This window comes from Halorubrum rutilum (genome assembly GCF_042665015.1).
In the GTDB taxonomy this organism is placed as follows: Archaea; Halobacteriota; Halobacteria; order Halobacteriales; family Haloferacaceae; genus Halorubrum; species Halorubrum rutilum.
Window position 1 is genome coordinate 38,903 of the sequence record NZ_JBHTBL010000032.1, and the last position, 26,174, is coordinate 65,076.

The 26,174-nt window shown below is 56.5% G+C and carries 20 protein-coding genes; 18 read left to right on the forward strand and 2 right to left on the reverse strand.

What is annotated here, in order from left to right:
• Positions 1-924: 924 nt before the first annotated feature.
• The 4 genes from ACFQMF_RS16150 to ACFQMF_RS16165 all read left to right on the forward strand — a co-directional run bounded on the left by ACFQMF_RS16150 (position 925) and on the right by ACFQMF_RS16165 (position 8,198).
• The gene (locus tag ACFQMF_RS16150; RefSeq protein WP_256409761.1) at positions 925-3,510 is read left to right on the forward strand and encodes a PD-(D/E)XK nuclease family protein; all 2,586 of its coding nucleotides are present in this window, start codon (positions 925-927) and stop codon (positions 3,508-3,510) included.
• On the forward strand, positions 3,507-6,356 hold the full coding sequence (locus ACFQMF_RS16155) for a UvrD-helicase domain-containing protein (protein WP_256409762.1): 2,850 nt from the start codon (positions 3,507-3,509) through the stop codon (positions 6,354-6,356). Before ACFQMF_RS16150 ends, ACFQMF_RS16155 begins: the two co-directional genes overlap by 4 nt.
• A 115-nt stretch (positions 6,357-6,471) precedes the next feature.
• On the forward strand, positions 6,472-7,902 hold the full coding sequence (locus ACFQMF_RS16160; protein ID WP_256409763.1) for a lamin tail domain-containing protein: 1,431 nt from the start codon (positions 6,472-6,474) through the stop codon (positions 7,900-7,902).
• Entirely contained in the window at positions 7,899-8,198 is a 300-nt protein-coding gene (locus ACFQMF_RS16165; RefSeq protein ID WP_256409764.1) for a DUF3006 family protein, read from the forward strand. Before ACFQMF_RS16160 ends, ACFQMF_RS16165 begins: the two co-directional genes overlap by 4 nt.
• Position 8,199: 1 nt before the next feature.
• Here ACFQMF_RS16165 and ACFQMF_RS16170 read toward each other — a convergent pair whose 3' ends face one another.
• Positions 8,200-9,084: a hypothetical protein gene (locus tag ACFQMF_RS16170; protein WP_256409765.1), complete on the reverse strand. Its 885-nt coding sequence runs from the start codon at positions 9,082-9,084 to the stop codon at positions 8,200-8,202.
• 264 nt (positions 9,085-9,348) lie between these two features.
• Here ACFQMF_RS16170 and ACFQMF_RS16175 point away from each other — a divergent pair, with 264 nt between their 5' ends.
• The 9 genes from ACFQMF_RS16175 to ACFQMF_RS16215 all read left to right on the forward strand — a co-directional run bounded on the left by ACFQMF_RS16175 (position 9,349) and on the right by ACFQMF_RS16215 (position 15,272).
• The gene (locus ACFQMF_RS16175) at positions 9,349-9,501 is read left to right on the forward strand and encodes a DUF7837 family putative zinc-binding protein (protein WP_256409766.1); all 153 of its coding nucleotides are present in this window, start codon (positions 9,349-9,351) and stop codon (positions 9,499-9,501) included.
• Between the two features lie 214 nt (positions 9,502-9,715).
• Positions 9,716-10,960, forward strand: coding sequence for an RNA-guided endonuclease InsQ/TnpB family protein (locus ACFQMF_RS16180; RefSeq protein WP_256409767.1), 1,245 nt, complete (start codon positions 9,716-9,718; stop codon positions 10,958-10,960).
• Positions 10,961-11,073: 113 nt separating this feature from the next.
• Positions 11,074-11,418 (forward strand): TRAM domain-containing protein, encoded by a 345-nt coding sequence (locus ACFQMF_RS16185; protein ID WP_256409840.1) that lies wholly within the window; start codon positions 11,074-11,076, stop codon positions 11,416-11,418.
• A 71-nt stretch (positions 11,419-11,489) separates the two neighbouring features.
• On the forward strand, positions 11,490-11,771 hold the full coding sequence (locus ACFQMF_RS16190) for a helix-turn-helix transcriptional regulator (RefSeq protein WP_256409768.1): 282 nt from the start codon (positions 11,490-11,492) through the stop codon (positions 11,769-11,771).
• Positions 11,772-12,295: 524 nt separating this feature from the next.
• Positions 12,296-13,114, forward strand: a complete 819-nt coding sequence (locus tag ACFQMF_RS16195) for a ParA family protein (RefSeq protein ID WP_256409769.1) — start codon at positions 12,296-12,298, stop codon at positions 13,112-13,114.
• Positions 13,111-13,512: a hypothetical protein gene (locus tag ACFQMF_RS16200; protein ID WP_256409770.1), complete on the forward strand. Its 402-nt coding sequence runs from the start codon at positions 13,111-13,113 to the stop codon at positions 13,510-13,512. Before ACFQMF_RS16195 ends, ACFQMF_RS16200 begins: the two co-directional genes overlap by 4 nt.
• Before the next feature lie 106 nt (positions 13,513-13,618).
• Complete coding sequence (locus tag ACFQMF_RS16205) at positions 13,619-13,987, forward strand: UPF0175 family protein (protein WP_256409771.1); 369 nt, start codon at positions 13,619-13,621, stop codon at positions 13,985-13,987.
• Entirely contained in the window at positions 13,984-14,490 is a 507-nt protein-coding gene (locus tag ACFQMF_RS16210) for a PIN domain-containing protein (RefSeq protein WP_256409772.1), read from the forward strand. Before ACFQMF_RS16205 ends, ACFQMF_RS16210 begins: the two co-directional genes overlap by 4 nt.
• Positions 14,491-14,786: 296 nt before the next feature.
• On the forward strand, positions 14,787-15,272 hold the full coding sequence (locus ACFQMF_RS16215) for an Lrp/AsnC family transcriptional regulator (RefSeq protein WP_256409773.1): 486 nt from the start codon (positions 14,787-14,789) through the stop codon (positions 15,270-15,272).
• Here the strand turns inward: ACFQMF_RS16215 and ACFQMF_RS16220 are convergent.
• A complete protein-coding gene (locus ACFQMF_RS16220) occupies positions 15,269-16,285 on the reverse strand; it encodes an amidohydrolase family protein (protein WP_256409774.1) in 1,017 nt (338 codons plus the stop codon). The two genes, ACFQMF_RS16215 and ACFQMF_RS16220, sit on opposite strands and share 4 nt — an antisense overlap.
• 147 nt (positions 16,286-16,432) lie before the next feature.
• On the opposite strand from ACFQMF_RS16220, the gene ACFQMF_RS16225 reads away from it, so the two are divergent.
• From ACFQMF_RS16225 to ACFQMF_RS16245, 5 genes are all read left to right on the forward strand, one after another.
• Entirely contained in the window at positions 16,433-17,113 is a 681-nt protein-coding gene (locus tag ACFQMF_RS16225; protein ID WP_256409775.1) for a carbonic anhydrase, read from the forward strand.
• Between the two features lie 189 nt (positions 17,114-17,302).
• Complete coding sequence (locus ACFQMF_RS16230) at positions 17,303-18,790, forward strand: proton-conducting transporter transmembrane domain-containing protein (RefSeq protein ID WP_256409776.1); 1,488 nt, start codon at positions 17,303-17,305, stop codon at positions 18,788-18,790.
• On the forward strand, positions 18,780-21,185 hold the full coding sequence (locus ACFQMF_RS16235; RefSeq protein WP_256409777.1) for a DUF2309 domain-containing protein: 2,406 nt from the start codon (positions 18,780-18,782) through the stop codon (positions 21,183-21,185). Before ACFQMF_RS16230 ends, ACFQMF_RS16235 begins: the two co-directional genes overlap by 11 nt.
• Before the next feature lie 412 nt (positions 21,186-21,597).
• Positions 21,598-24,942 (forward strand): PAS domain-containing protein, encoded by a 3,345-nt coding sequence (locus tag ACFQMF_RS16240; RefSeq protein ID WP_256409778.1) that lies wholly within the window; start codon positions 21,598-21,600, stop codon positions 24,940-24,942.
• A 217-nt stretch (positions 24,943-25,159) separates the two neighbouring features.
• Positions 25,160-26,059, forward strand: a complete 900-nt coding sequence (locus tag ACFQMF_RS16245; protein ID WP_256409779.1) for a DUF7504 family protein — start codon at positions 25,160-25,162, stop codon at positions 26,057-26,059.
• Positions 26,060-26,174: the final 115 nt, after the last annotated feature.

Sequence of the window (26,174 nt, forward strand, 5' to 3'; positions counted from 1 at the left end):
GTGGCAATCACACTCATCGGGAGTCACGGGACATACCAAGGTGAACTGATACGGGATCATTGATTCCCCTTCGACCGAGTACCGAAGCAATTATATAACGGAGCGATTTCCGGGGACGCTCTTAGATTGTGACCCTACGGCTAACGCTCTCTATCGAAGCTTGACGCCCGGATCAACAGCGGAGAAATAGAAGTTGAGGAGCTACTGTCACGAATCAAAGACCGGATCGAGAAGACAAATTTCGAGACAACTGACCTCTCTTTCCGCTGATTTCGCTAATGTCGCTACCGCCATCACTAGTTTAGACTCGCATGTTGCTATATCACCAATAATGGAAAAGTTAAGTAAATACGGGGCTATGATCTGAGCGCGAAGGTGTAAGCAACGGCCGGGAACCCGGATTACTTCACAGTCGGCACATTTGAAACAGACAGACCACACTGTGCTTGACCACCACACCGACCAAATGAACGAGCCGCTCTTCTGTATGAGATTGTTGATCCAGTTCTTTCAAAAGTGGTGAGAGTGAGAAATGATCGGCAGACCGTTCAGACAGCTGATTCTCATCTCGGTCGCTTAATGCCAAAATCGCAAGACGGCACTACATCAACAATTTGCGATACATGAGCGCCTGAGTATATACTACTGCTTTAGTACCCCTCTATGTGGGACAGCCGATCTTAAAGAGCGTCGAAAAGGTAGCCCTTTTCGAATAATTCGCAAACCTCCGCTATTTATATACAACCTCGACTGGACCAAAACTCGGTCGAATGAGCCCAATCAACGGCTCTCAAAGGGGCCAGATTGTTAGTGATCACTATCAGTTCGGGGAGTGATCTTGATATGAAAACCGAGGGAATCGCAGACACGGAGAGTGAATAACATCTAACAAAGATTTAACCGATATCCCCGATTCAACGTGATGTGCCATTTCCCCGCGCAAAATCGCCACGTCAACTCTACGACGAAGTCAATTCATACGACCGAGTGATTACCCCTGACGGACCGCTCGCGAGCGCCCTCAACCGCCAGCTTGATCGGTCACACCTCGGTCCGTTTGCGATCCCCCCACGTCGCCTTGCAGTCGGTCGCCGGCAAGAATCTGAGGACCGACTCGCGTTTCTCGGCATGATCGCCAATGAAGATATTTCGTGGAAACGGTGCGCCTACGCAGTTGGGAATATCCTCCAGTGTTGGGAACACCAAGGATCCCACGAGGCTATCTTCGAGTACGACGCCTACGTCGACGAGGCTACCCAACGAGCTGTTGAGCGAATCGGTGACCTTGAGACGGCCTCGATGAAGCTCACAACCGACACTATCGATTCAGATCTCGATGTGGTTGTCGTCGAGCCGGAGATGCTCACGCAACTCGAACGAGCGTATCTGCCTACTGAGTACGATACGGTCAGTCTCTTTGCCGACACAGAGTTTGAGCTGCCCCCGTTTCGCATCCATGAGTCACCAACAGCGATCATCGAAACAGTGGTGAATGCGGTCACCGAGACAAACGCCGAAAACGTCGGGATCGTCCTCGATCAGGAAAGTGAGTACTCGCCGCTCATTGAGTCCGCACTCGAGGCAGCCGACATCCCATTTTTCGGCGGACCGGGCTTTACTGATCGCAGCGAACACCGCTTGTTCCTTCATCTCCTCCGGACTGCCCACCGAGGAACTGACACTCGGATCAGCGAAATTCGGTCGCTACTGACAGCCTTTGACTGTGATGTGGCCGACCGTGAGGCAGACAAGCGGCTCCACGAACTCGATGATGATGACCTTTCGTGGCTGATCGACTTCTGTCACGAGATCCAGGAGTACACGTTTTCGGACGCGCTCTCGGTATTCGAACACCGCACCGACGACACGCTTGAGGCCTTTCGAACGGAGCTAGATGAGCTTGGTATCGCCGACGAGCCCGTCACGGAGGCACGCCTCGACGAGCTGTCGTTCTATCTACAGACGTATGAGGTCCCTGTCGACCGGGATAACGAAGGCGTTCTGCTCGCCGACGCGAAGTCGGCATCATACGTTGGCCGTGAGGTCGTCTTCTATCTCGGTCTCGATGATCGATGGACACACTCGGCACCACGTCGTCCGTGGGTTGATCAGGATGCTCAGTTCACGCGGAATCTCAAGAGCTTCCAGTTGCTGTTACAGAGCGGGAGCCAGCAACACTATCTCGTTCAGGATGCGACCGGCGGATCGCCGGTTACCCCGTGTCTGTACTTCGAAGAACTCCTCGAGCAAGAGTACGATCGTTTCTCAGAGCTGCCGTCTACCACCCATCAACTCCGATCTGAACCACATGACGGGGCTGTATTCAACACAGAGTCAGTTGACGTGTCTCCTGACCCAGTCGAGACGATCAGTAAGTCGAGTCTCAACACCTACGTGAACTCCCCCCGAGACTACTACTTCAGCCGGATCGTCGACGGTCCAGCAAAAGAGTATCTCACTGAAGGCAACCTGTTCCATGACTTTGCGGAGTTCTACGTCACCCATCCTGCGGTCGTCGACGACGCGGCGTTGACAGACGTCGTTGACCTCATGCTTGATGAAGTCCGTCCGCTGATCCGCTCCGTTGATGAACAGACTCGCCGCACTGAGTACCGTGTTAGCCTCGAAACAATCGTCTCGTACCTCGACGACAACCCTCCGACAGACGGAGCGTTCCTTACACCCTCCAGCAGTACTGAGAACGCTATTGCCGACTACTTCGGGTACGATATCGAGTCGCCGGTAACTGAACGCCGGTTTGTTGATGAGGATCTTGGTGTCAACGGAATGATCGATCTTGTCCAGTCGCAAACCGAGCTGCTGGATTACAAAAGTGGGAGTAAGAACGACGCCAATTCGATCGTCCAAGACGCCGCGATCGACAACCCATCCGACGAGCCTGACTTTCAGGCGTTGCTGTATCTCACCTACTGGCGTTCACAAACCCCGGATAAGCAGCTCTCATTCACGTTCTTTTACGTCACTGAACTCGTTGACGACGCCATCGCCGGTGACGTCGATCTCGACGACGCGCTGACGACGGTGACCTACTATCCATACTCTCTCACAGAACACGTCCGAACAGAGGAGTTCTTCGAGTACCTTCGTGAGGAGGGGGCTAACGACTGCCAGAAGACCCTCTCGAAGATCGACTATCAGACATACGCTGCTCTCTTCGATGCCGCACCACTCGCTGAGACAGCTGACAGCGACGAACTCATTGAGTCAGAGTTTGGCCGGACGATGATTGAACGACTAAGATCAGAGATTGGTGAATTCGTCTACGTAACGACGGGGAGCAAACAGGTTATGCGGGAAATCGCCCGGCAACAGAAGGGTGCGTTCTTTGAGCCGGATCTGGATGCGTTTGAGTCGTTCGTTGAGGAGCGATTGACAGAGCTCAACCGACGTCGCACGGGTGACGAGCCGTTTCCCATCGAGGGACTTGCCGGCGAGCCGAATTACCGGCGGGTCGACAATCGGGATCTGCTCTTAGAGGGAGACCAATGAGCGATGTCGAACCGAATCCGGAACAGCGCGAACTCATTAACGCGATCGAGGGCCTGTACCTCGTCGATGCGGGCGCTGGCACTGGGAAGACCTTCACCGTCACCCGCCGATACGCGAATATCGTCGCACAGGATGGGGTTGATCCGTCCGATGTCCTGTTGGTCACGTTCACCAATAACGCCGCCGAGGAGATGCGCGACCGGATTGTGCGGAACAGCGAGTACGGAATGCGGGAGCTCTCAAACGCCCCCATTCAGACGTTCCACTCGTTAGCACACGATATCCTTGATGAACACGGCCATGATGCGCCGACATATCTCGGCGTGGAGGAGACGATCACCGGCTCGACGCGGATCATCGAAGACGACATCATCGAACAGGCGCTGTTTCGAGAGTTCATCGGCCAGTTCATCGACTCGCACCCCGAGTACACCGAGTTCTTCACAGCGATCTCAGAAACGACAGAACTGCTCGATCTCATCAAAGAGCTGTCTGCGAAGGGTGTCTTTCCCACCGCAACCGGCTGGTACCGCGACGGTGAGTCACACCTCGACGGTGATTTTGCGGCGTTCGAGACGCTGTTCGCCGAGATAAACGAACCCCGAAATGGTGGTAGCAGGCAGTCGAAGCTCCGCCAGAAGCTTAACGACTACGGGAAGGAGAAAACCTACCTCCCGGACGCCCCTGAACAATGGGAGCTTCGAGGAGACGGCAAGCAGATCCCAGCGGCTGTCGCAGAACGCGTCTTCGAGGAGGATCGAACGGCACTCAAGCAGTTCGTTCATGACGTGTATCACGCCTACCTCGAGTTTGCGCTGCGACGGAATTACCTGAACTTCGGGTTCCTGCAGCTGTTTGCGTTCGTGCTTCTGTGTGAAGACCACGACCTCCGAGAGCGGCTCGGATACGAGTACGTGATGGTCGATGAGTTTCAGGACTCGAGTGAGATCCAGTTCAAGCTGATGCTTCTTCTCGCCGGCACCGACAATATCTGTGTGGTTGGTGATTGGAAGCAGAGTATCTACAGCTTCCAATACGCCGACGTCGACAACATCCGTGAGTTCGATGATCGGCTCCACCGGTTCGTCGATGAACTCAACCGAGACGCAGAGCGAGTCACCTTCTCGCCGACGAAGGCTGCCGGCAAACGGTTGACGCGAAACTATCGGTCGACACAGTCTATCTTGGAGTTCTCAACACATGCGCTGACAGCGCGTGCGACGAAAAGCGAATCACTGGATACTGAAGCTATCTCTGAGACAGTCACGCCGTTGGAGGCTGATACGGACCGTGATGATAGTCGTATCGAGGCGCTCACGAGCGAGGACGAACACGAGGCGATCCTCGCGAAAATCGACGCCATCGTCGACAATGACGACTACGCCGTTGAGGGTGATGACGGCGAGTACCGCGCGCCGAACTACGGCGATGTCGCCGTCTTGACCCGGACTCGCGACTTCGGCCGGGACCTACTCGACACGGCGAACGCGTACGACCTCCCGATGGCGTATGAAGGTGGGATTGAGGTGTTCCGAACGGACGCCGCAAAGCTCCTGTTAGCGTGGCTTCGGATCCTCGAACGCAACGCCGATCGGGGCTGGGCGCTCGTCTTAGCGGAAGCCGGGTATACGATCGACGAGGTGAACGCGATCCTCGACGGTGACGCGTACCCTGACGCGATGGTTACCTTCCGCGAAGAGCTCCGAGAGATGGAGACATTCGGCGGTGTCGCCCGTCGCGTGTTCGATCGATACGATCGGAGCGGCCCAACTGCGGACGTCGTTCTCGACACGGTCCAGTCCGTCTATGGGACGACAACGTTCACCCGTGGAGAACTGATTCAGTTCATCGAAGCGGCGATCGACGATGGCAGTACCCACGAGGTTGACGCTGGTGCGGGGACGAATGCGGTGACTGTTCAGACGATCCACGCGACAAAGGGCCTCGAATACCCGATCGTCATCCTTGCGAATATGAACAGAAACAAGTTCCCGTCGACCGGCGGCAGTGGGAGCGATATTGCGTATACCGATCCGGTCGGACTCCGACAGCGGAAGGTGTACTCTGAAGAGGCTCACGATGTGCCACACGTCTACGACAATTGGCAGACAGACGTTCTCAACAAGTGTCTCCCGCCGAACTACGATGAGGAACGCCGCCTCCTCTACGTGGCTATTACGCGCGCTGAGAGCCACGTCATTTTGACCGGCGGTGAGGATCCGAACGTGTTCCTCGATGAACTTCCCGTTGACATCGAATCTGTGGATCCAGTTCTGTCGGCCTTCGGCCCGATAGAGGACGAACATTCACCGTTTACGGTTGATATTCCGGAGCCAGATGGGCCGGCACGCTACTCTCCGCATACATTCATTGACGACGCGGTATTCGAAGGGGACACCGGTGGTCGAGGGATGGAGTTTGGGTCTGATGTCCACGAGTTCGCAGAGCGGTATGTGCTCGACGAGGCTGTCGACACCGACGGCAACCCTGATAAAGAGAATGTGCGGGACCTCCTAGAGTCACTTGACGGCGAGAAGCAAGCCGAAATCGACGCGTTCCTTCCGTTGATTGTGGACGACACGGAGGTGACGATCGGTGGGATCATCGACTTGCTCCATATCACGCCTGATCAGGTCGATATCATCGACTACAAAACTGATCTCACCACCCACGCCGAAGACGAATACAAGAAACAGCTCAGCATATACTACCACGTCGTTGCCGACCAATATCCGGATCGGTCGGTCTCTGCTTCAATCTTCTACACCCATGATGGTAACCGGCGCAGGATCACCCAGCTCAGCAAATCAGAACTCAAAGATCTGGTCCGAACACACCGAACGTAACTCCGGCTCCTCTTTATCGATGCCAACTTACGCCTGACGTTCAGCAGCTCACTACCAGCTAGGCCACTCCGTCGGAGTCGCGTAGCTTTACACTCTACCGACGTCGACTGTGTCCATGGACTCGCCAGAAAAGCTCACTACTCTTCTCGTCATCGCCGGGATGGTTCTCCTCGCCGGTTGTGCCGGCGGAATCTCTGGTGACCCGGCTCCTGTTGATCCGGAACCAGCCAACGGGGCCTCTCCTGTCACAACCAACGGGAGTGTTGAGGTCCACTACATCAACGTCGGTCAATCGGTCAGCACGCTCATCACGAGCCCAAATGGTGAGACAATGCTCGTTGATACGGGCCACTACAACGACGACGGCGAGTACGTCCTAGCGTATCTCCAACGCCATGATATCTCGCGAATCGATCATCTCGTCACATCGCATAGTGACGCAGATCACATCGGTGGCAACGCCGCGATCATCGAGTACTACGAAACAGAAGCCGACGGGATTGGCGCGGTGTACGACCCCGGGATCGCGTCAAGCACACAAACCTACGCTGAGTATCTCGACGCGATCGAAGCACACGACGTGACGCTGTACGAAACGCGTGAGGGTGACACGATCGACTTTGGCGATGTCGATGTCAATGTCCTCGGCCCACCGGATCCGTACCTCGAAAACGAAGATCGCAACGAGAACAGCATCGTCCTCAAGCTCACCTACGGCGAAACGAGCTTCCTGTTTTCAGGCGATGCCGAAGACGATCAGGAAGCATACCTCGTCGACGAATACGGACCAGAGCTGGACTCGACAATTCTGAAAGCCGGCCACCACGGCTCTGCGAGCTCGTCAAGTGGAGCGTTTCTTGATGCGGTCGATCCGCAAGCAGTCGTTATCTCGAGCGCGTATGATTCCCAGTACGGACATCCCCACGAGGAGGTCCTCCAACGACTCGCTGAGCGATCACTCCCAGCGTATTGGACCGCAACACACGGCAACATCATCTTGACCAGTAACGGACAGAACGTTACTGTCCAAACCCAACGAGACGCCCCGACTGATCCGAGTACGATCCGTGAGGGCGATCCGATCGACGTTGGAGCGCCTGACGCTGTTAGTGACCGGGCCCGCATTGAGAGCGATGGGACAACCAGTATCTACACTGGTAGCAACGACACTCCCGATGACACGGACAGCGAGACGGATGAGACGACAGCTGAAGCCGCCCTGACAGTCGCTGAAATCCACGCGGACGCGGCTGGTGATGACCGAGACAACCTCAATGACGAATACGTCGTCTTTGAGAACACCGGTAACGAGACGCTCGATCTCTCTGGCTGGACAATCGAAGACGAAGCAGGTCAGAGGTACACTATTCCTGAGGGATTTGAGCTTGCTGCCGGTGAATCAGTGACACTTCATACAGGCAGTGGTACGAGTACAACTACTGAATTGTACTGGGGTTCTGGGTCGCCGATTTGGAACAACGACGGGGATACCGTGATCGTCAGTACTCCTAACGGGGAGCGTGTCCTAGAGGAGACATATTCATGACTGATCTAGTTGATCTGGACAACGGCGAATACACAGCTGTGGTGGACTCACTCGAAGATGGATTCGCTACCGTGTTTTTCGAACGAGACGGCGAGGAGGTAGAGAATGCTGTCCTAGAAGCTGATCGACTCCCTGAGGACGGGCACCACGCCGATGCGATCCTCACAGTCACCGTTGTCGACGGCGACTTGGAGACAGTACAGTACGAACCCGAACAGACCACGAAGCGAAAAGACGCAGCCCAGAATCGGTTTGATCAGCTCTCGAAACGGCCACCGCCGGAAGACGATTCGTAGATCACTCAGTTGATGTCCCCAAGCGGTTACCCGGTTTCTTAGCCGATCGGTGGCCGATGTACTCCGCGATGAGCCCGAGTACAGTAACGATCATGCCGGTCGCAAACCCTGTACCATGAGCGATTACGCTGACAAATCGCCCCGTTTCATCCAGTTGGACTTGGAATAGCTGCGAAAGGAGTACGACCACTACTACACAGGCAACTACGATAGGCAGGAGTCCATCACGCTGTGACCAAGCCCATGCCCGCCACGTCGGAATTTTAGCCCTGTTTCTGACAATCCCGATTCCGATCGCGAAGGCTGCAATCGTACAAAGGATGACAGCTACAGATGGAGACAGCACAGCAGACGTTATTGCGAGCGCGGAGAGCGCTCCGAGGACAATTGTTCCCGTCGTCACGACGCCGGCGGCATAGCCATACCTCTCGGTCACTGTACGTGCGAGTGAGACGTACAGCAATCCACCGAACGCACTCACGACCCCGGAAAACCCGCGTGCCGTCGACGCGTCTGCAACAAGATTCCACTGCAGTTTCAACAGCCAGTAATCTGCGAGTTTTGTCACTAGCGGCGCGAGCACGAGACACCCGACTACAGCGAACCAGAACGGACGTCGACGCTCCCACGTTGTAGTGAGTGCGTACGCCGATGCCATCACGATCACGTACCACGTTACGCTAGACGCTAGATGTGAAACGCTATCGTGGAGGATCGCCGCAGTCCAGGCCGAGACAACAGTAGGCTCGCCGTATGTGAACAGGAACTGCGATCGGAGAGGGTTGGGGAGGAAGAGATGAACGGCAACGAGAACACCAGCAACCCCTGAGAGTGTGGCAATCTCCACTGTTTGGGTTGGTGTTAGAGATCCCTGTCGTCGAGACATTCACGCTGGGTTGTCCAAGAGCGAATAAAAAGGGACAGATCGGTCCACTCGCGAGGAGTTCGAATCTTTGAAAGTTGGGTGGCGATCGAGCACAATCTTAACCAACAGAGTAGAGAAAGAGCGCATGTTGGTTAATCAGACTAGTAGCCTACATCCACTGGAAACCTAGTGTGTTTGGCCCGCAAAGCCGCCAAAGGCTTAGGTTCAAGACCAGCAGATATCCATTTGGAAGGAACACTGTCACACGCTCCTTCCACCCCTTCCATGAACGCTGACGAATCGCCCCTCGGTCGGTGTCCGAAATGTGGTGAGGACATATCCGAAGCGTGGATTCTCGTTGAGTACGAGAAGGACGACGGCACAAAGGGCGTGTGGACCGAGTGTCCGGCGTGTGAGGACGTTGTAGCCCCGGAGTAGAGAGACAGCAGAATAATGTGTGGTTCGTCGCGTATGCGGTGTACGGTCTACAAATGGAGATTTCAGCATAATTCAAGGTGGAGCCTCCGACCTCAGGGAGCGAGTGTAGCGAGCGAGTAGGTCGGAGAGGAAACCGACAACCGACGACACAACCGCACGACAGTAGCTACCCGACTCCCAATCATATTAGTACCGTCAAGTATTAGTCTGAAATATGGAGGTGCGTCGAACCGCGCCGGTCAAACTCATCGTTCCTGATGAGCGGTACGGCGACCTCCACGAATCCGCGCGACAGTTCCTTCACTGCGCAAATCGTGCTGCCGAGTTCTGTTGGGACGACCGTTCCTACACGAACTGCGTCACGGTGAACTCAACTGCGCGAGACGCACTCTACGTGGAGCTGCGGGAAGAAACTGAACTCACAGCGAACCTCGTTCAAGAAGCCATCCGACGCGCCGTCCAAGCGACGAAAGGGTGCGTCGAACGGTGGAAACAGGGCAAGCGTGTGAGCCAGCCGGAGTTCACGTCGTGGAGTATGCTCTATGACAAGCGGAGTGCGACGTTCTATCGGAACAAAGTTTCACTCTCAACCGTCAATGGGCGGGTTGAGTGCGAGTTTGAACTTCCAGCGGACAGCCCAACGCCCTACGAACAGTACGTTCTCTCGGACAAGTATGAATTCCGGGCGAGCACACTCCAATACGACAAGGCGACTGACGAGTTCTACTTCCACATAACAACCCGGAAGGACGATGATGACGAGTCCGAGGTTTCGGAAGATACCGGGCACCAAACAGTCCTCGGTATCGACCTCGGGGTTAACAGTCTCGCCGTCTCCTCAACGGGACGCTTCTGGCAAGGTGACGACTACGACCACTGGTGCCGCGAGTTTGAGAAGCGGCGTGGTGAGCTACAACAGCGCGGCACGCAGGCCGCTCACAACGCGTTGCTTCGCCTCGGAAAGCGCGAAGAAGCATGGCGAAAACAGTACATCCACACGGTTGCCAACGAGATCGTCGAGGAAGCCGTCGAACACGACTGTGACGTAATCGTGTTCGAGGAGTTAACGGGCATCCGTGAGCGACTTCCACAGGCGAAGTGGCACCACGTCTGGGCGTTCCGACGCCTCGCCGAGTATGTCGATTACAAAGCGCCAGAACAAGACGTCTCCGTGGAGCAGGTCGAGCCGAACCACACGTCCCAACGTTGTTCTCGGACGGACTGTGGGTTCACACATGAAGACAACCGCCACGGAGAACACTTTGAGTGCCAGAAATGCGGTTACGAGGTCAACGCGGACTACAATGCAGCGAAGAATATCGGGGTTCGATACGCCCGGAAACAGAGACACAGCCTCCGTTCCTCGCCCACGTCGGGGAGCGGAGACGCACCAGTAGACGTGCGTGTGAATGGTGGGACGTTGAACGGCAAGAGTCACCAGCCCATTGCTGGCGACTGATTGCTGGGAGTCCACATCAAAGCCCTACTCTCAACGAGCGAACCCCGTATGGGGCGAGCGAAGTAGGGTGGGGTAGTTTACGGAAAGTCGAAGAGCGCAACGGGTCGTATGTCATTGAGGTACCGGAGCAAGAGCTCCACCTGGGCGACCTAGAGGCGGACGAAACGTACCGTGTCGCTGTGTTGCCGTCACCCACCACCAGCGAGCCCACCACTACTGACACCGATCCACAGCCCCAGCAAACGTCACAGACGCCCCCTGTCGAGGAAGGAGAACAACGCACTGTCGAAATCGAAGATATTGGTGACCAGGGCGACGGCATCACCCGTGTTGAGCGCGGATTCGTCGTTATTGTTCCCGATACCAAACAGAGTGAGCGTGTCACTATCGAGATCACTGATGTCCGCGAGAATGTCGCCTTCGCGGAAGTTGTTGATCGCATTAGCTACTACGAGTAGTCTGGAGCGTTCATTAGAATTATACTTCGAAGATCAGTAGTATTTCAAAACTCGAATACGTAAGAGAGGGTATGTATGATCTCACAGGCTTTCAGCGCGACTTGCTGTACGTAATCTCCGGGCTTGATGATCCACATGGACTCGCAATCAAAGACGAGCTCGAGGATTATTACGAAAAAGAGATCCATCATGGGCGGCTCTATCCGAATCTCGACACGCTTGTTGAGAAGGGACTTGTCGAAAAAAGTCAGCGCGATCGACGAACTAACGAGTACACCACCACTCGTCGAGGCACCAGAGAAATCGAGGCGCGAGCCGAATGGGAGGCTAAGTACATTGACCACGACGGGTGAACCGTCGCGATTGAGAATGCCCTAGCGTCGCCGCTTCATACTCTTGATGGCAAGGATAGTCTGTGCTGCCGTGTCGTCGGGCAACTCATACATCAGGAAGTTACCAATAATCCGATGAAAGTTAAAAGTCGTACTCGACTGCCCATGAAGCACGATCTCTCTTCATCCCGGAGGTAGTCCTGATCCCTGGTGAAAACGCCCGAAACGACAATAACGAATTCAACGAGCGAAACGAACAGAATGAGAAAAACGAATGTAATGGGCGCATTCTGGAGAACGAATTGGTGTGGAGAAACTGGCTGCCCCATCTTCGATGAACAGAACGACAAACGAAACGAACAAAACGATCGAAACGAATGAAACGAATAAAATGAATGGGTTGATGAAAACGAGTGAATATGCTTCAACGAGTGTAACGAACACTTAGTTTTAATATCGTGGTAATCCTCCCGCCGAGTGAAACACCCTCACCGAACACACTGAATAAAACGAACGAAACGAACACAACGAGAGAAACGAAGATAATGGCCGATACCAATACCGCACGAATCACGGTGGCGAATCAGAAGGGAGGCGCTGGGAAGACAACCGACGTTATTCACACAGGCGGCGCACTCGCCGCCCGAGGCCACGATGTCCTCCTGGTCGATATCGACTACCACGGGGGACTCACCTGCTCGCTTGGCTACAACGATCTGTACTACGATACCGACCGTACAACGCTGTTCGACGTTCTTGATTTCGACCAGATGGAATCGGTAAACGATCTCATCGTCGAGCACGAGGAGTTTGATATCCTCCCCGCAAGCGAGAAGCTCGCAAACAACAAGAACATCCAGACGCTGCTTGAGGCGCCAAAGAGTCGAGAACGACTGGAGATGACGCTCGACGAGCTCGATAAGAACTACGACTATATCCTCGTTGACACGCCGCCATCCCTGAACGTACTCACCGACAACGCCCTGGTCGCGACCGGCAACGTCGTCATTCCCGTCATTCCCGAGAAGCTCAACGCCAACAGCCTCCAAATTTTCGCGAAGCAGCTGAGCTCGCTCGAACAGGCGTACGGCGATATCAATCGGCTCGCGATTGTCTGTAATCGTGTCGAGCAGAATAGCGAGCACCGAGACACTATTGAGGAGATCAAGGTGGCATATTCGCTTCCACTCTTCGAAATTCCGAAGCGTACCGACCTCTCACAGTCTATCGGCGACGGCGTCTCTGTCTTCGGCTTCGGCAAGGAGAACCAACGCGTCGAGGATGCGCGTAACCTGTTCAACGAAATCGCCGACCTGTTCGATGAGACATTCGAAAAGACCGCGCCTGAGGGGGTGAAAGCATGACCGACGGCTGGGGTGATGCATCCGGCATCGAAGGTAACTACGAAGAAGAGGACGATGAGGTTGATTCGGCCGAAACGAGTGAGGCGGATGAGGAGGTAGAACCCAGCTCCGCACCTGAAACGACTGAATCAACCTCAACGAGTGAAACGAACAAAACGAGTAAAACGAACATCAAAGACGAGTGGAACGGGCGGACGATCTACATCCCCGACGATGTCCTCAACGAGATGGAGGATACTTACCTCGAGTCTCAGCTGAAGCTTCGCAAGGCGGGCCAAACTGAGTTTAAGAAGAATCGTCACTTCTACCCGTTACTCGTCCAGTTCGGTGCTGAGGCGCTCTCTGAGGCAGATGCTGAGGAAATCCAGGCCCGGCTTTCGGAACTCGGTGAGCGGTGACCTCGCATAGAGTAGCCCTGACAGAAGTTGAGACTGATAGTCCCAATGCATGTGGCATTCTGGCGTAGTTCATAAATAGTATGAAGACGTAGATTGGGATAGAACGATGGCACGAATTACCGGCTCCTACCCGGATGACCTCGACCTCCTCATCGAGGGTGCTGTCGAGGCTGGTGTGTTCGGGGGCAAGAGTGATGCGTTGCGAGAGTTCGTGCGTGAATATTTCGAGGACCACGAGAACGAACGTATTGCAGCTGCGGTGGCCCTCTACGAACGCGAACGGATCACTCTCGGTGATGCTGCGAGACTCGCCGATGTCGACCGCTGGACGATGCGTGACATTCTCCGCGAGCACGGTGTTGAACTTCGCCTCGGGCTTGTTGATGAAGACGACGCAGCCGACGAGGTAGAGGCAGCACGCGAACTCGACTTCGATGATGAGGACTCGGCCGATGAGGAGCCACGTGCTAAATGACAGGCAACGATCTCCCAGCGAACCCGAGCGTCTTGAACACGACTGTCCTCTCGAATTTTGCGTACATCGATCAACTGTGGGTAGTTGCTGACCTCTCTGGAATCTGTACGGTACCAGTCGTTCGTGAGGAGCTCGGACACGGCATTGATAACCACCCATATCTCCAGGGAGCACTGGATACGCTTGATAACGAAATCCCTGTCGCGACGATTTCGGATACTGTCGCAAACAGAGAAGCCGTTGCTGGTGGGCATCTCGATCCCGGGGAAGCACAGGCGTTCGCTCTCGCCGACGCACACGACGGTCGACTGCTGACAGACGACGGAGATGCACGATCGTTTGCGAAAGACCAAGGGGTGACCGTTGTCGGGTCGGTTGGGGTTCTGGTGGCTGCAATCGATGCTGGAAAGATCGATGAAGCCACTGCTGAAGAATGGCTGTCGATATGGATCGATGAGATCAGCTACTACGTCCCGTATCCAACGATCTCGGAGTATCGATGACGGGCTTTTCAGAGTTCGAAACCCCGATTCGAAACAGTTTCTGATCGCGCCTTCAGCCGAATCATACATCATAGCCCTGTTAAACACAGAGTAGTTTCGACTCCTGGCGGCGCGAGGGAAGTTGAGACTGATCTTTTCAATACATACACATTCACTCGACCAACTCCCTCACGATAGCACAGTATCTTATTGTATGATAGAACCTGTTGAGAGTGCCGGGGGAAGCGAGTGGAGAGTTCTATTGCATACTCATGCAACGTACAAAGGTAAAGTGGCCTTGTCACGGATCTACTGATATGACTGGCGAGGAAATCGATGATGTCGATAAAGCGATCCTATATGCACTTCAAGAAGACGCCCGAAACATGTCATCTGGAGACATTGCGGAACGGACCAGTACCTCCGATAGTACTGTCCGCAAGCGCATTCAACGTCTCGAATCTGATGGCATAATTAAAGGATACAGCGCCAGCGTCGATTATCAGAAATCAGGCTATCCGCTCCGAATGCTGCTTTACTGTACCGCTTCGATCCCTGAACGTGGTGAACTCGTTCCCGATATTCTGGATATTGATGGAGTGGTATCAGTTCAGGAGTTGGTCACTGGTGAAGAGAACCTCCTTGTTACTGCAGTCGGCGAGACGGACAGCGATATTACACCGGTTGCACAGGAGCTTCTCGATATGGGGCTCACCGTTGCCGATGAAGTCCTTGTTCGGAGTCACGAGACGACGCCCTTCGGAAAATTCAATTCCAAGACTCAGAGGGGAGACGACTCCTAGACGAGAACACGTTTGACGTCTACCTCGGTCGCGCGACGAACGACAGCCTGTACTATATCAACAGAACCCGTCAGGTTGTCCGAGTCTCCATCGAGGACGAGGAGTGCTGCGCGCCGACCGGGGGCAATGACACCACAGTCGAGTCCGATGATTTCGGCACCGGCCGTCGTCGCCATCCGTAACACTTCTCGAGCGGTCACGTTGAACCGCTTTACCGTGTACGCCATCTCCCGAAACATCGACGGGGGATTCAGCATAACGTTGTCAGTCCCGAGTGCGACTGTCGTGTGGTCGAGTAATTCCCGTACTGGAGGGGTTCCAACGTTGAGAACGGTGTTTGCACGCGGACAGACCGCCACCGGGACTGACTGCTCTGTAACTCGCTGCAGGTGGTCCTCTTCTGCGTGCACCATATGGACGAGGAGGTCTGGCTCCAAATCGAGTGCCGGATGGATGTCTGTCGCGTCGGGTTCGCCAGCGTGGATTGCAAAGGGCACCGCGCGTTTCCGGCTGGCAGCACGCTGTTCGGTGAAGTCGCCGTCATTCGCCCCGGAGGCGCCGTACCCATCGGCAACATCGAGGACGGACTGCTTTCCGCTCCCGAAGATGAACGGGTCGAGGGAAACGGACGCTGCCGCCTCACGGAGCGCGCGTGCCCCGGCAATACCGGATTCTCGGAAGTCTAAACAGGCAACTGTCCCCGTTCGCTCCATAAATCGGAGCGTCCGGCGCATCGCTGATACCAAGTCGGAACGGTCAGCAGCCGCCAATTGTCGGTGTTTCAGACTGTCAGGCGGTGCCACTGCTTCGTCGAGCGATAACCCGACAGCGGCTTCCTTCGCGACGGAGTCACCAAGATGCGTATGAGCGTTGACAAACGCCGGCAGTATGATATCGGTCGATGTTGTTTCCATCTTTTCAAAACACTCGATCTGACCATCTTCGATAACAACACGACCCCGAATCGGCTTGAACGAACGGCCGACGAGGACAGTTCCAGAGAGTGCTTCCATGCTAATACCGCCCGGCCGATAACAATATGATTTTTTGTATGAACATAACGAACGATTTGGTAAAGTAATGCCAATTCAAAAAGCAGAATGGTCGAAGAAGGCCGACGTTGACAGTAATGGGTCGGAGCAGAGGTGTCATAGCGCGGTATGAACGCAAATAAGCTCGACTCCGTCATCGAGTCAGTCGAAGACTGGGCCGGGTCTCGAAGCGGCATGGGACACGAACCTGACGCGCAGACGGCACTCGCCATCTCGTGCTTAATGAGCAGTTGCAAGCTCAGTGAACCGCTATGGCCGGTTGACGCTACTTGGAACGTCGTTAGCGTTGAGACTCTCGGAAATCAGACACAGGAACGTTACGAGGGGAAAACGGTTCCAGACAGCACTATCGAACACCTCAGAACCCAGCATGACATCAAAGCAGTCCTCGTTGTGGGACACACGAGTTGTGAGGTTCTCGGAGACGCCTATGAGCGATGGATTGCTCCCGACACAGAGTCACCTGTCGGGATCAAAGCCCGGTTGGAGCCGCTCCGCTCGCTCGTCGGAAAGGGATTCGAGCAGGGAGTCTTAACGGAATCGTTGTCGCTTCAGACGGTACAGTACCGACTCACTGAATACAATGTTCGCCAACAGGTCCAATTTCTCCAGCAGGCCTTCCCCTCGTCGGTGACGATTGCTGGCTACGTGCATGATCAGGACGGTGTGTATAATTCGTTCCCGGACAGGCGGTATCTGGTTGCCTTAGACGGTGTGACAGACCCGACCACAATTCGGGCTCGTCTCCCTGACGATGCGTCGATACGTGTCGCAAGCCTCCTGACCTGACCCACATTACTGGGTATCTCTGCACACCGCTGGAAATTATAATGTTCTATTATGGCCTTATTTTGAACAGTTTGTGAATACAAATAGCTTTAACAAACAGTCTGTTCATAGGAGGTTGCAGGGACGACCAGATGCGGACCCGGCAGGATCGTCTCGGGTGCCGCAATAAGTCGTACGATGGGCTGAACGATGTCAGGACACAGTTCGAAACCGATGGTCGGACCGCTCCCGGACACGACGGCGAATTCGCCGCTCGTGCCTGGTGCACTAACATGGCTCGTGTGGTCGCTGTTCGTCACAAGTATCGTCGTCCTCATCGTCAAAATCAGGTTTGGTGCCGTGTGGGAAATACCCGGATTGGTTGCCATCGACGGCTTGACTGTGCTGATGTGGGTAGTGGTTACCTTCTTCAGCGGTATCGTTCACAGCTACTCGCGCCGCTACATGGCAGGGAGCACCTACAAAACGAGATTCTTCATCGGTACGTTCGGATTCACGGTAACCGTGATGGCACTCGTTGCGGCCGATCACGTCGCACTGTTCGGGTTCCTATGGGTGGCGATGGGTCTAGTGATGGCCGAGCTCATCGGCATCAATGGGGGCTGGAAGCAGGCACAAGCTGCTGCAATGGTCGCTCGCAAGTACTTTCTTGCTAGTAGTGTACTTCTTGGGATCGCACTAACGGCGCTGTGGTGGACGACCGGCTTGACGACGGTCTCCGGAATCGGCGCAGCCGCCGACACGCTCGGTGGTTCGGTGTGGCTCGTCGCAGCCGGTGCGCTCGTGCTCGCGGCAATGATCCAGTCTGCCCTTATCCCGTTCCACAGCTGGCTGCTCTCCTCGATGACCGCACCGACGCCGGCGTCTGCGCTGATGCACGCCGGGTTCGTCAACGCGGGCGGTATCCTGCTGACCCGCTTCGCCCCGGTTATTACGGTCGACTCCACGCTCATGCTCGCTGTGGTCGCCATCGGTGCGGCGAGTGCTGGCGGTGGGAAGCTCCTGAAGTCGGTCCAAACGGATATCAAAGGCAAACTCGGCTGCTCGACAGTCGGTCAGATGGGCTTTATGATCATGCAGGCCGGTCTCGGTTTCTTCGGGGCTGCGATCACCCATCTCATTCTACACGGATTCTATAAGGCCTATCAGTTCCTCAGTTCGGGTGAACAGGTCGAACACACGACTCCGAGCGAGACCACCGAACACACAATCGGTCGGATGACGAGTGCCGTCGGCTTCGTCGTGGCGTTGCTGACCGGTCTCGCCGGTGGCATGGTGTTCACGGTGCTGACAGGAAAGGGAGCAAGCGTCGACAGCGGCCTCTTGTTGACCTTCTTCGTCGTTTTTACCACGCTTCACGCGGCCCGCAGCGCAGTTGAGCACACCTCACTTCCGACGCTCGCCCGCTACGGTGCCGTCCCGCTGGTGTTTTTCCCGGCCATCGTTATCTACGCCGTTGTCTATGAGGGGGTCTCGAACCTCCTGTCTGTCAGCACGGCAACGACCGAACTGACCCTGCTCCACGGGGTCATCGCTGTCGGTTTCGTCGGCATCTACATCGCTATTGAGAGCGGGGTACATGAACACAGCCAACGGCTCTACGTGGCACTGCTGAACGCCACCCAACCGTCATCGAACACTCTACTGACTTCCACGGAGGAGTACAATGAATACTGAATCCACTATCCGCGACAATATCGACGAAGCAGCGACTACCGTCGGCTCCCTCTGGCCTATTCACTCGTTTGTGACGGCGAACCCTCTCTCAGGGTTTGAAGGCCAGCCGTTTGGAGAGGCTGTCGAACAGGCCGCTGCTCTGTTGGGTGGCCGTGGCTACCCTAGCGCCGAGACATTCAGGGCGGCGCTAGAACGCGGTCAGATCGACCGGGAACTCCTTGAGGGGGAGCTCGCTGAAGCAGGCTACGAGGACGACCCAGCGACGTTACTCGACCGTATGGCCGACGCGGCCGACGTCGAGAATAGCGACGCGGACACCATCACGGACCACGTCGACAAGGTACTGACCAAGTGGTTGTCAGCCTTCCTCGATGAAGAAAGTGCCCACTGGTCGATGCCGAACCGGGAGGCAGGGTTCTACACCGCCTTCCGTGGAATGACCGAATACGACAGCGAAATTCCCGACGAGGGGGTTGTCGCCGACTTGCCCGAAGCGCCAATCGAGGCCATTGAGGTGGTCCTGAAGTCGTACCCTGAGAGCCAGTGGGTACCCATCCTCGAGAAACAGCTGGCTGCACTCCCGGGGTGGACCGGGTTCATCAAGCAGCGCGCCGAAAACGAGGGTGTATGGCAGTCGACGTACCCGATTTCGCTAGAAGGATACCTTGCAGCGCGTCTGGCGCTACTGGACGCCATCGACGCCAACATCGAGCCCTCGAACGATGTGGGCAAGGCGCATCCAGCGGATGACCTCGCTCAGGCGTTCCTGCGCGCGTGGGAAGCGACTTACCGCGAAGATCTCATCGGGACCGTCGCGGCCCAAAGTCAGTCAATGGACGACAGCGACACCTCAGGCCGCCCGGACGCTCAGTTGGTTTTCTGTATCGACACCCGCTCGGAGGTTATCCGTCGTCATATGGAGTCAACGGGTAACTACGAAACCTACGGATACGCTGGCTTCTTTGGCATCCCGATGGAGTATCAGGGCTACGATGCCGACGTGTCGGTCGATGCCTGTCCACCGATTCTGGACCCGCAGCACCGCATCACCGAAATTCCCACCGACAGGGACACCCAGACACGCCACGATCGCTGGGCAGGCATCCGCGAGGCCGCCGACGAAGCCATCGAAATGCTGGAGGCTAACGCCGCCACAGCCTACGGATACGTCGAGACTGCTGGGAGCGGCTACGGGCTCTCACTCGCGGCCCGGACGCTCGTTCCAACGCGTATTCACGACCTGATTGACGCCGCCGCGGAGTTGGTGCCCGACGATCACGAGTTCTGTGAACCGCTGGTCCACTACCAGTACACCTACTCCGGCAACCTGCCGGTGGGGATGACCACCGAGGAGAAAGTCGAATACGCCGCCACTGCCTTCGAGTTGATGGGGTTCGAGAAATTCAGTCGCCTCGTCGTCTTCGCGGGGCACGCCAGCGAGACCACAAACAACCCCTACGACTCAAGTCTGGACTGCGGTGCCTGTGCGGGCAACCCCGGCGGCCCGAGTGCCTACGTTCTCGCGAAGATTTGTAACGACGACGCCGTCAAGACTGAACTTCGCGACCGCGGGTTCGACATCCCCGAGGATACGGTTTTCATAGCCGGTCAGCACAACACGACGACGGACGAAGTGGACCTGTTCGCGGACGACGTACCCGAAAGTCACGCGGACGACCTCAACAAGTTGCGCGCGGATCTTGCGACTGCTCGCGACCACGCGACGGCTGAGCGTGTCGAGGCGATGGGGGCCGACGGTTCGACCGGCATCACCGAAACGGAACGCCGTGCCGCCGACTGGGCCGAGACGCGTCCAGAGTGGGGGTTAGCCGGGAACGCCGGATTCGTGATCGGCCCCCGCGAGTTGACCAGCGGCTGTGATTTCGACGGGCGTGCATTCCTCCACTCGTACGACTGGTCGACCGACTCCGACGGAGACGCGTTAGAGGCCATCTTAACTGGCCCAATGGTCGTCACCCAGTGGATCAACACCCAGTACTACTTCTCTACGGTCGACAACGCCGTCTACGGCAGCGGGTCGAAGGTGACCCAGAATCCAGTCGGCAACGTCGGTGTCTATCAGGGCAACGGTGGCGACCTGATGGCTGGGCTCCCGCTCCAGTCGCTGATGATCGCAGACGACGAACCGTACCACCAACCACTCCGTCTCTCGACGGTCGTCCACGCGCCGGTTGAGCGGGTCACCGATATCTTGGCCGACCATGAAGAACTGACCGAGATTCTGGACAACAACTGGCTCTCACTAACAGTCGTCGATCCGACTCAGGATCACCGCATCTTCCACTACGAGGAATCCTTGGAGTGGATGCCAATGTCAGAACAGACCGAAGCACATCCAGAGATACCGAACACTAAGGCTATCGCAGACGACTAGCCGCTCTAGAACCCGTACTGGACGGGAATCAGTGGGTTGACTTGATTCTTTTCTGGACCCAAGAATCCAATCTCTTTCGAAAGAAATCTGAACCAGTTTCGGCCACCAGATTCGATTAAAACCACGGATCACAACCCCGCTAAACCCACTGTAGTCTCATCTACCCATAACCTCGGAGGATATATTTGATGTGTGCCTTCTATTCAACAGATGTTGTGCTGTTCAAAACCCGGAGTAAGAGTCAGTACTGGTTCTCAACTCATTTATTAACGATTTTAATAGATATTTATTTGTCAATAATGAATACATCAATCTACTACCTGTGAAACCCACTCTTAGGCTGTAAAATCCAGTTATGGGCAATCACGGCGATACTCTCAAATTGGTCCAGAATAGTGAATTATATAACAAGATGAGTCCGGAACCCACGTCTCCCGACTACGGAGCCGACGCGTTCCTCGCGCGGCTGGCGATAGAAGGTCCAGCACCGATCCTCGCCGCAGAGGCCGCCACCGGAACCGTCGTGGCGGTAAACGAGGCTGCGACCGAGCTGTTCGGTCGCAACCGCTCTTCGCTTATCGGGATGCACCAGACCGAACTTCACCCTCCAGAGACTGAGACGCGCCATCAAGAAGGGTTTCAGGCAGTCCAAGACGGGCGGGAGAAACACGTCCGCGCCGACGCGGAGGAGCCGGTAACGATTCTGCGCGCCGACGGGTCGACAGTGCCCGTCGACGTGAGGTCAACGACGTTTACACACGCGGGCACCGAGTACGTCCTCGGAATCTTCCAAGACGCCAGCGAACGCATAGAGGACTTGGCTCGGCTCGAACAGCAGGCGGCCGCGATGGACCTGACGACCTCCGGTATTGCGTTATTAAACGGTGACGGTGAGTACACGTACCTCAACGACGCCCACGTCACGATGTTCGGGTACGACGACGCCGAGGAGCTGCTCGGCGGGACCTGGCGGCAGATATACGCGGACGACGTCATCGAGCGAATCGAAACCGAGGTTCTCCCGGTCGTCGAGGAGACGGGGTCGTGGGACGGAGAGTTGGTCGGCGTCAAACGGGACGGCACGCCGATTACACAGCGCGTGTCCCTCGCACAGCTTCCCGACGGGGGAATCACCTGCGTTAATCTCGATCTCACCGAACAAGAACGCCGACTCCGTCGCCTTGAGGAGACACGTTCGCTTGCCGAAGAGCTGATGACTGCAGACAATTACGAGGAAGTGATTGATACTGCCATCGAGGGAGTGACGGAGATTATTGATCGGCCGTTCTCTGGGTATTGGGCACACGAACCTGCTGGAACGGATACAGCGAATCCGACTGGAACTGCGGAGACCGCGACCGACGTGCTCGTTCCGGTGTCTGTCTCCAGTAGCGGAGCGTCGCTTGTCGAGGAGGTACCGCAATTCCGCCCTGGTGAATCGCTTGCGTGGGAGGCGTTCGATGCTGGGACGCCGGCATACTATCCGAATGTCGCCGCGGAGGTGGGCGTTCACAACCGGGAGACGCCAATCGGTACCGAATTTATTGTCCCTATCGACGACGATGGTGTGTTTCTCGTCGGGTCGCCGGAAACGGACAATCTCGCCGAGGACGAACGCGAGCTCATTTTGATCGTCACACAGTACCTCCAGACGGCGATCGAACTCGTCGCGCAGCGACGTCAACTACGTACTGCGCGCGACCGCATAGAGTCAGAACGCAATCAGCTCGAACGTGTCATGAATACAGTCCCGCAGCTGATATTCGCGAAGAACACCGACGGCGAATTCTTGCTCGCGAACGAAGCGGTCGCTGACGCGTACGGTACCACCGTCTCGGACATGATCGGTTCGACTGATGCCGACTACACGGCCGAGCCCGACGAGGTGGACGCATTCACCGACGACGATAGACGGGTGATTGAGACCGGCGAGCCGCTCCATCGCACCGAGGAGACGCTGACCGACGCCGCGGGCAACGAGCGGATCTTAGAAACGTGGAAAATACCATTCAAGCTGGCCGACAGCGATGAGGACGCGGTACTCGGCGTTGCCAACGACATCACCGATCTTACCGATGTGCGTGACGAACTCGACCGGCAGCGCCGGTTGACGAACCTCTACGCCGTGAGCAACCGTGTATTCAAAGCAACGGATCCGGAAGACGCGTTTGACGCGTGCGTCGAGGCGGTTGCCGAAGTGGTGACGGCTGACGAACTCGCGATATACGACCGCAATACGTCAAAAGGGGAGTTGGTGCGGCTTGCGACTGCGGGAGACAACACCGAATCACGTAGCCGACAGCGAATTCACCCGGGCGAGACGGACCTCTGGCGAGCGTTCACCGAGTCCGACACGTGCTGGCTCCCGGCCGACGCCGTTATCGAGGCGGACGACGCAGCCGAGAAGCAGGCACTCGTCACACAGCTCGGTGAGACGAGTCTGTTGAGCGTAGTCGTCGACAAACGGGACGAGACGTTGGAATCGTTCATTCGGGCGGTGAGCCAGCAGGTCTCGGCAGCACTCACACAACTTCGCCAGGAGACATCGATAGCGGGGCTCTCAAATGATGTCGCCAGGACCCAGCGGCAAGCGGACCGCTACCAGAACCTGTGGGAGGGGATGGTTGACACAGTTGAAGCGATCGTGACTGCGGAGACATCGGCGGCAGTGCGTGAGGCGGTTGTCGGCTTCGGCAATCGTGTGGCGGAGTACGCGTTCGTTGGCACGTATGATCCGGTCACAGAGCGAATTGACCCGGTCGAAGTGTCCGAGGCAGGTGGACCGTCGAAGCTGTACGAAAACGACGGGCAGGCGTTTCCCGCGATTACCGCTGCCTCACAAAACGAACCACAGCGTGTCGTCGATGGACAAGAGACTGGGGGAAGTCACGGCGAGTGGCTTAATCGACTGCTCCATTTCGGCTACCGAGAATCGCTCGCGGTTCCGGTGAGCCACTACGGGACCGTCTATGCCGTCGCCGAGTTCATCAGTACAGACGCCGAGCGCTTCGCCGAACCAGAACGCCAAGCGGTTGGTGCGGTTGCGGACGCCGCCGGAATGCGACTGTCAACGCTTGAGTCTGCGAACGCGTCGAACGCACCGATCGCCTTCGATCTTGAGTGTCGGGACCCGTCGCCGCTCTTTCCGGGCCTCTCGACGTCCGGGACGATTGTCGTCGAACACGTCGCGCTAACGGGCAGAGAAAACTTTCACCTAACCGGCCGCGTCGACGGCTACACCGAGACCGCGTTTCGTGATTACGTCGCGGCGACGCCGGGTATCGAACTCGACAGTATTGACTCGATCGGTAGCAACGCCCACGAGATTGCCGTGCGGATGAGAGATACACCGGGCCGGTCGCTGGGCTCGGTTCGCGACGTCCTCATGCGGACAGACACACAACTGAGCAGTGTCCGTTCCCGCCCGAACGCTGACGTGTTGGAGTTCTGGACCAGGGACCCGGGGGTGATCGGTCGGGTCCGCGAGGAGTTGTCTACCGTCTCCGGTTCGTGTCAGCTCGTCTCGAAGCGCCATCTGTCCGGGTCATCCGGTAGACGCGACGGGTCGGCCGGGAGTACAGAGTTGACGAGAAGACAGCGGGAGATCGCCGAGACAGCGCTCCAAGAAGGATACTATGATGATCCGCGTGGTATCAACGGTGCCGATCTCGCCGACCGGTTCGACGTGTCCTCGTCGACGCTCCACCAGCATCTGCGCGCCGCGGAGTCGAAGATCATCCGCGGCTTCTTCGAGTGACGAACGGTTGTGGACTACTACTAAGACACGGATATATTTGGTATCTATTCTGCCTGCCACATATCTTCGGGCGTAGAAATAGTATTGATACTGAAAGAATAGAACGCATGAGTTCGGGATGGAATGACGCGCCGCGAATCTCGATGGAGGGTCCTCTATACCCGATACCGCCGCGAGCGGGTGAGACCGAGTGAGTGCCCAGCCGTCTGAGTTGACGATGATGGTGTACGAGTATCTGAACCGGCCCACTGAACCCGCCGCGACTGCGACGAGTGAAGACCGTTCGTCATGGGTCGACTCTTCCGTCTACGTCGACGACTACGGGAACAAGCTAGTTGACCGGCTTCTCGCAGCCGAAAGGCATCCCGGTGAGGCCTTCGAAGCCGTTCTACACCCGTCTCCAGAGACGATCGCACCGGCTTTCATCGCCGATGTTGCGGTCCAACACGACGACATTGTTGGATTCGCCGCGCCGAGCTCCCAGTTGTACGATGACCTGTTTTACGCCATGTACGCGGCGATGACCGAGACGGGCGCGGTGTTGACGACGAAGTACCCACACCATGAGGTTCGCTCGCGGCTCTCGACGATGGACCCTCTCGTCATCGATTCTACCCCTGGTGCCGAGACCGACGGCGGTGTTGACGTCGCGACTACCGACGCCGGACCGGTTCGGTGCGGTGACCTCACTTCACTTGGGGTCGCCGCCGAACGTGCGACGACGCAGCTCGCGACAGGTGATCGAACGGGAACATTCGCGATCGCGACGTTGACCCAACTGCTGGCGCATCATGACTCGACTGCACTCGATAGGTTCCTCCACGAACTGGTCGGTCAGTGGCGAAATCAGGGCGTCGGCGGGCTCATCCACCTGCCACCAGCGAGGGACATCGACAGTTCCAGCTGGTTTGGGTCGGCACACTTCGATTACGTTATTGAGATGCGAACCGACGACGGCCAGATTGAGGCGCGAGTGTGTGGGAAGCGAGATGTTGCCCCCACATGGCAGGTGGTTGGCTCGTCGCCGTGCTCGGATAGTGAAGCGGCGGCCCAAGCAGTGGACCGACAGCCTTCCGGAATAGTCGATGAAGACGGCGGCGAGTCTATCCCGGAGTGAATACGGTACTGTTACCCGACGAGTCCGTGTCACAACCCGGCCTCGGTTGCTGGGTTTCGGATCGCTGCCCCTCGTTGTGAGACGGGGCTTTGCCGACCCTTCCACACGCCTCGCA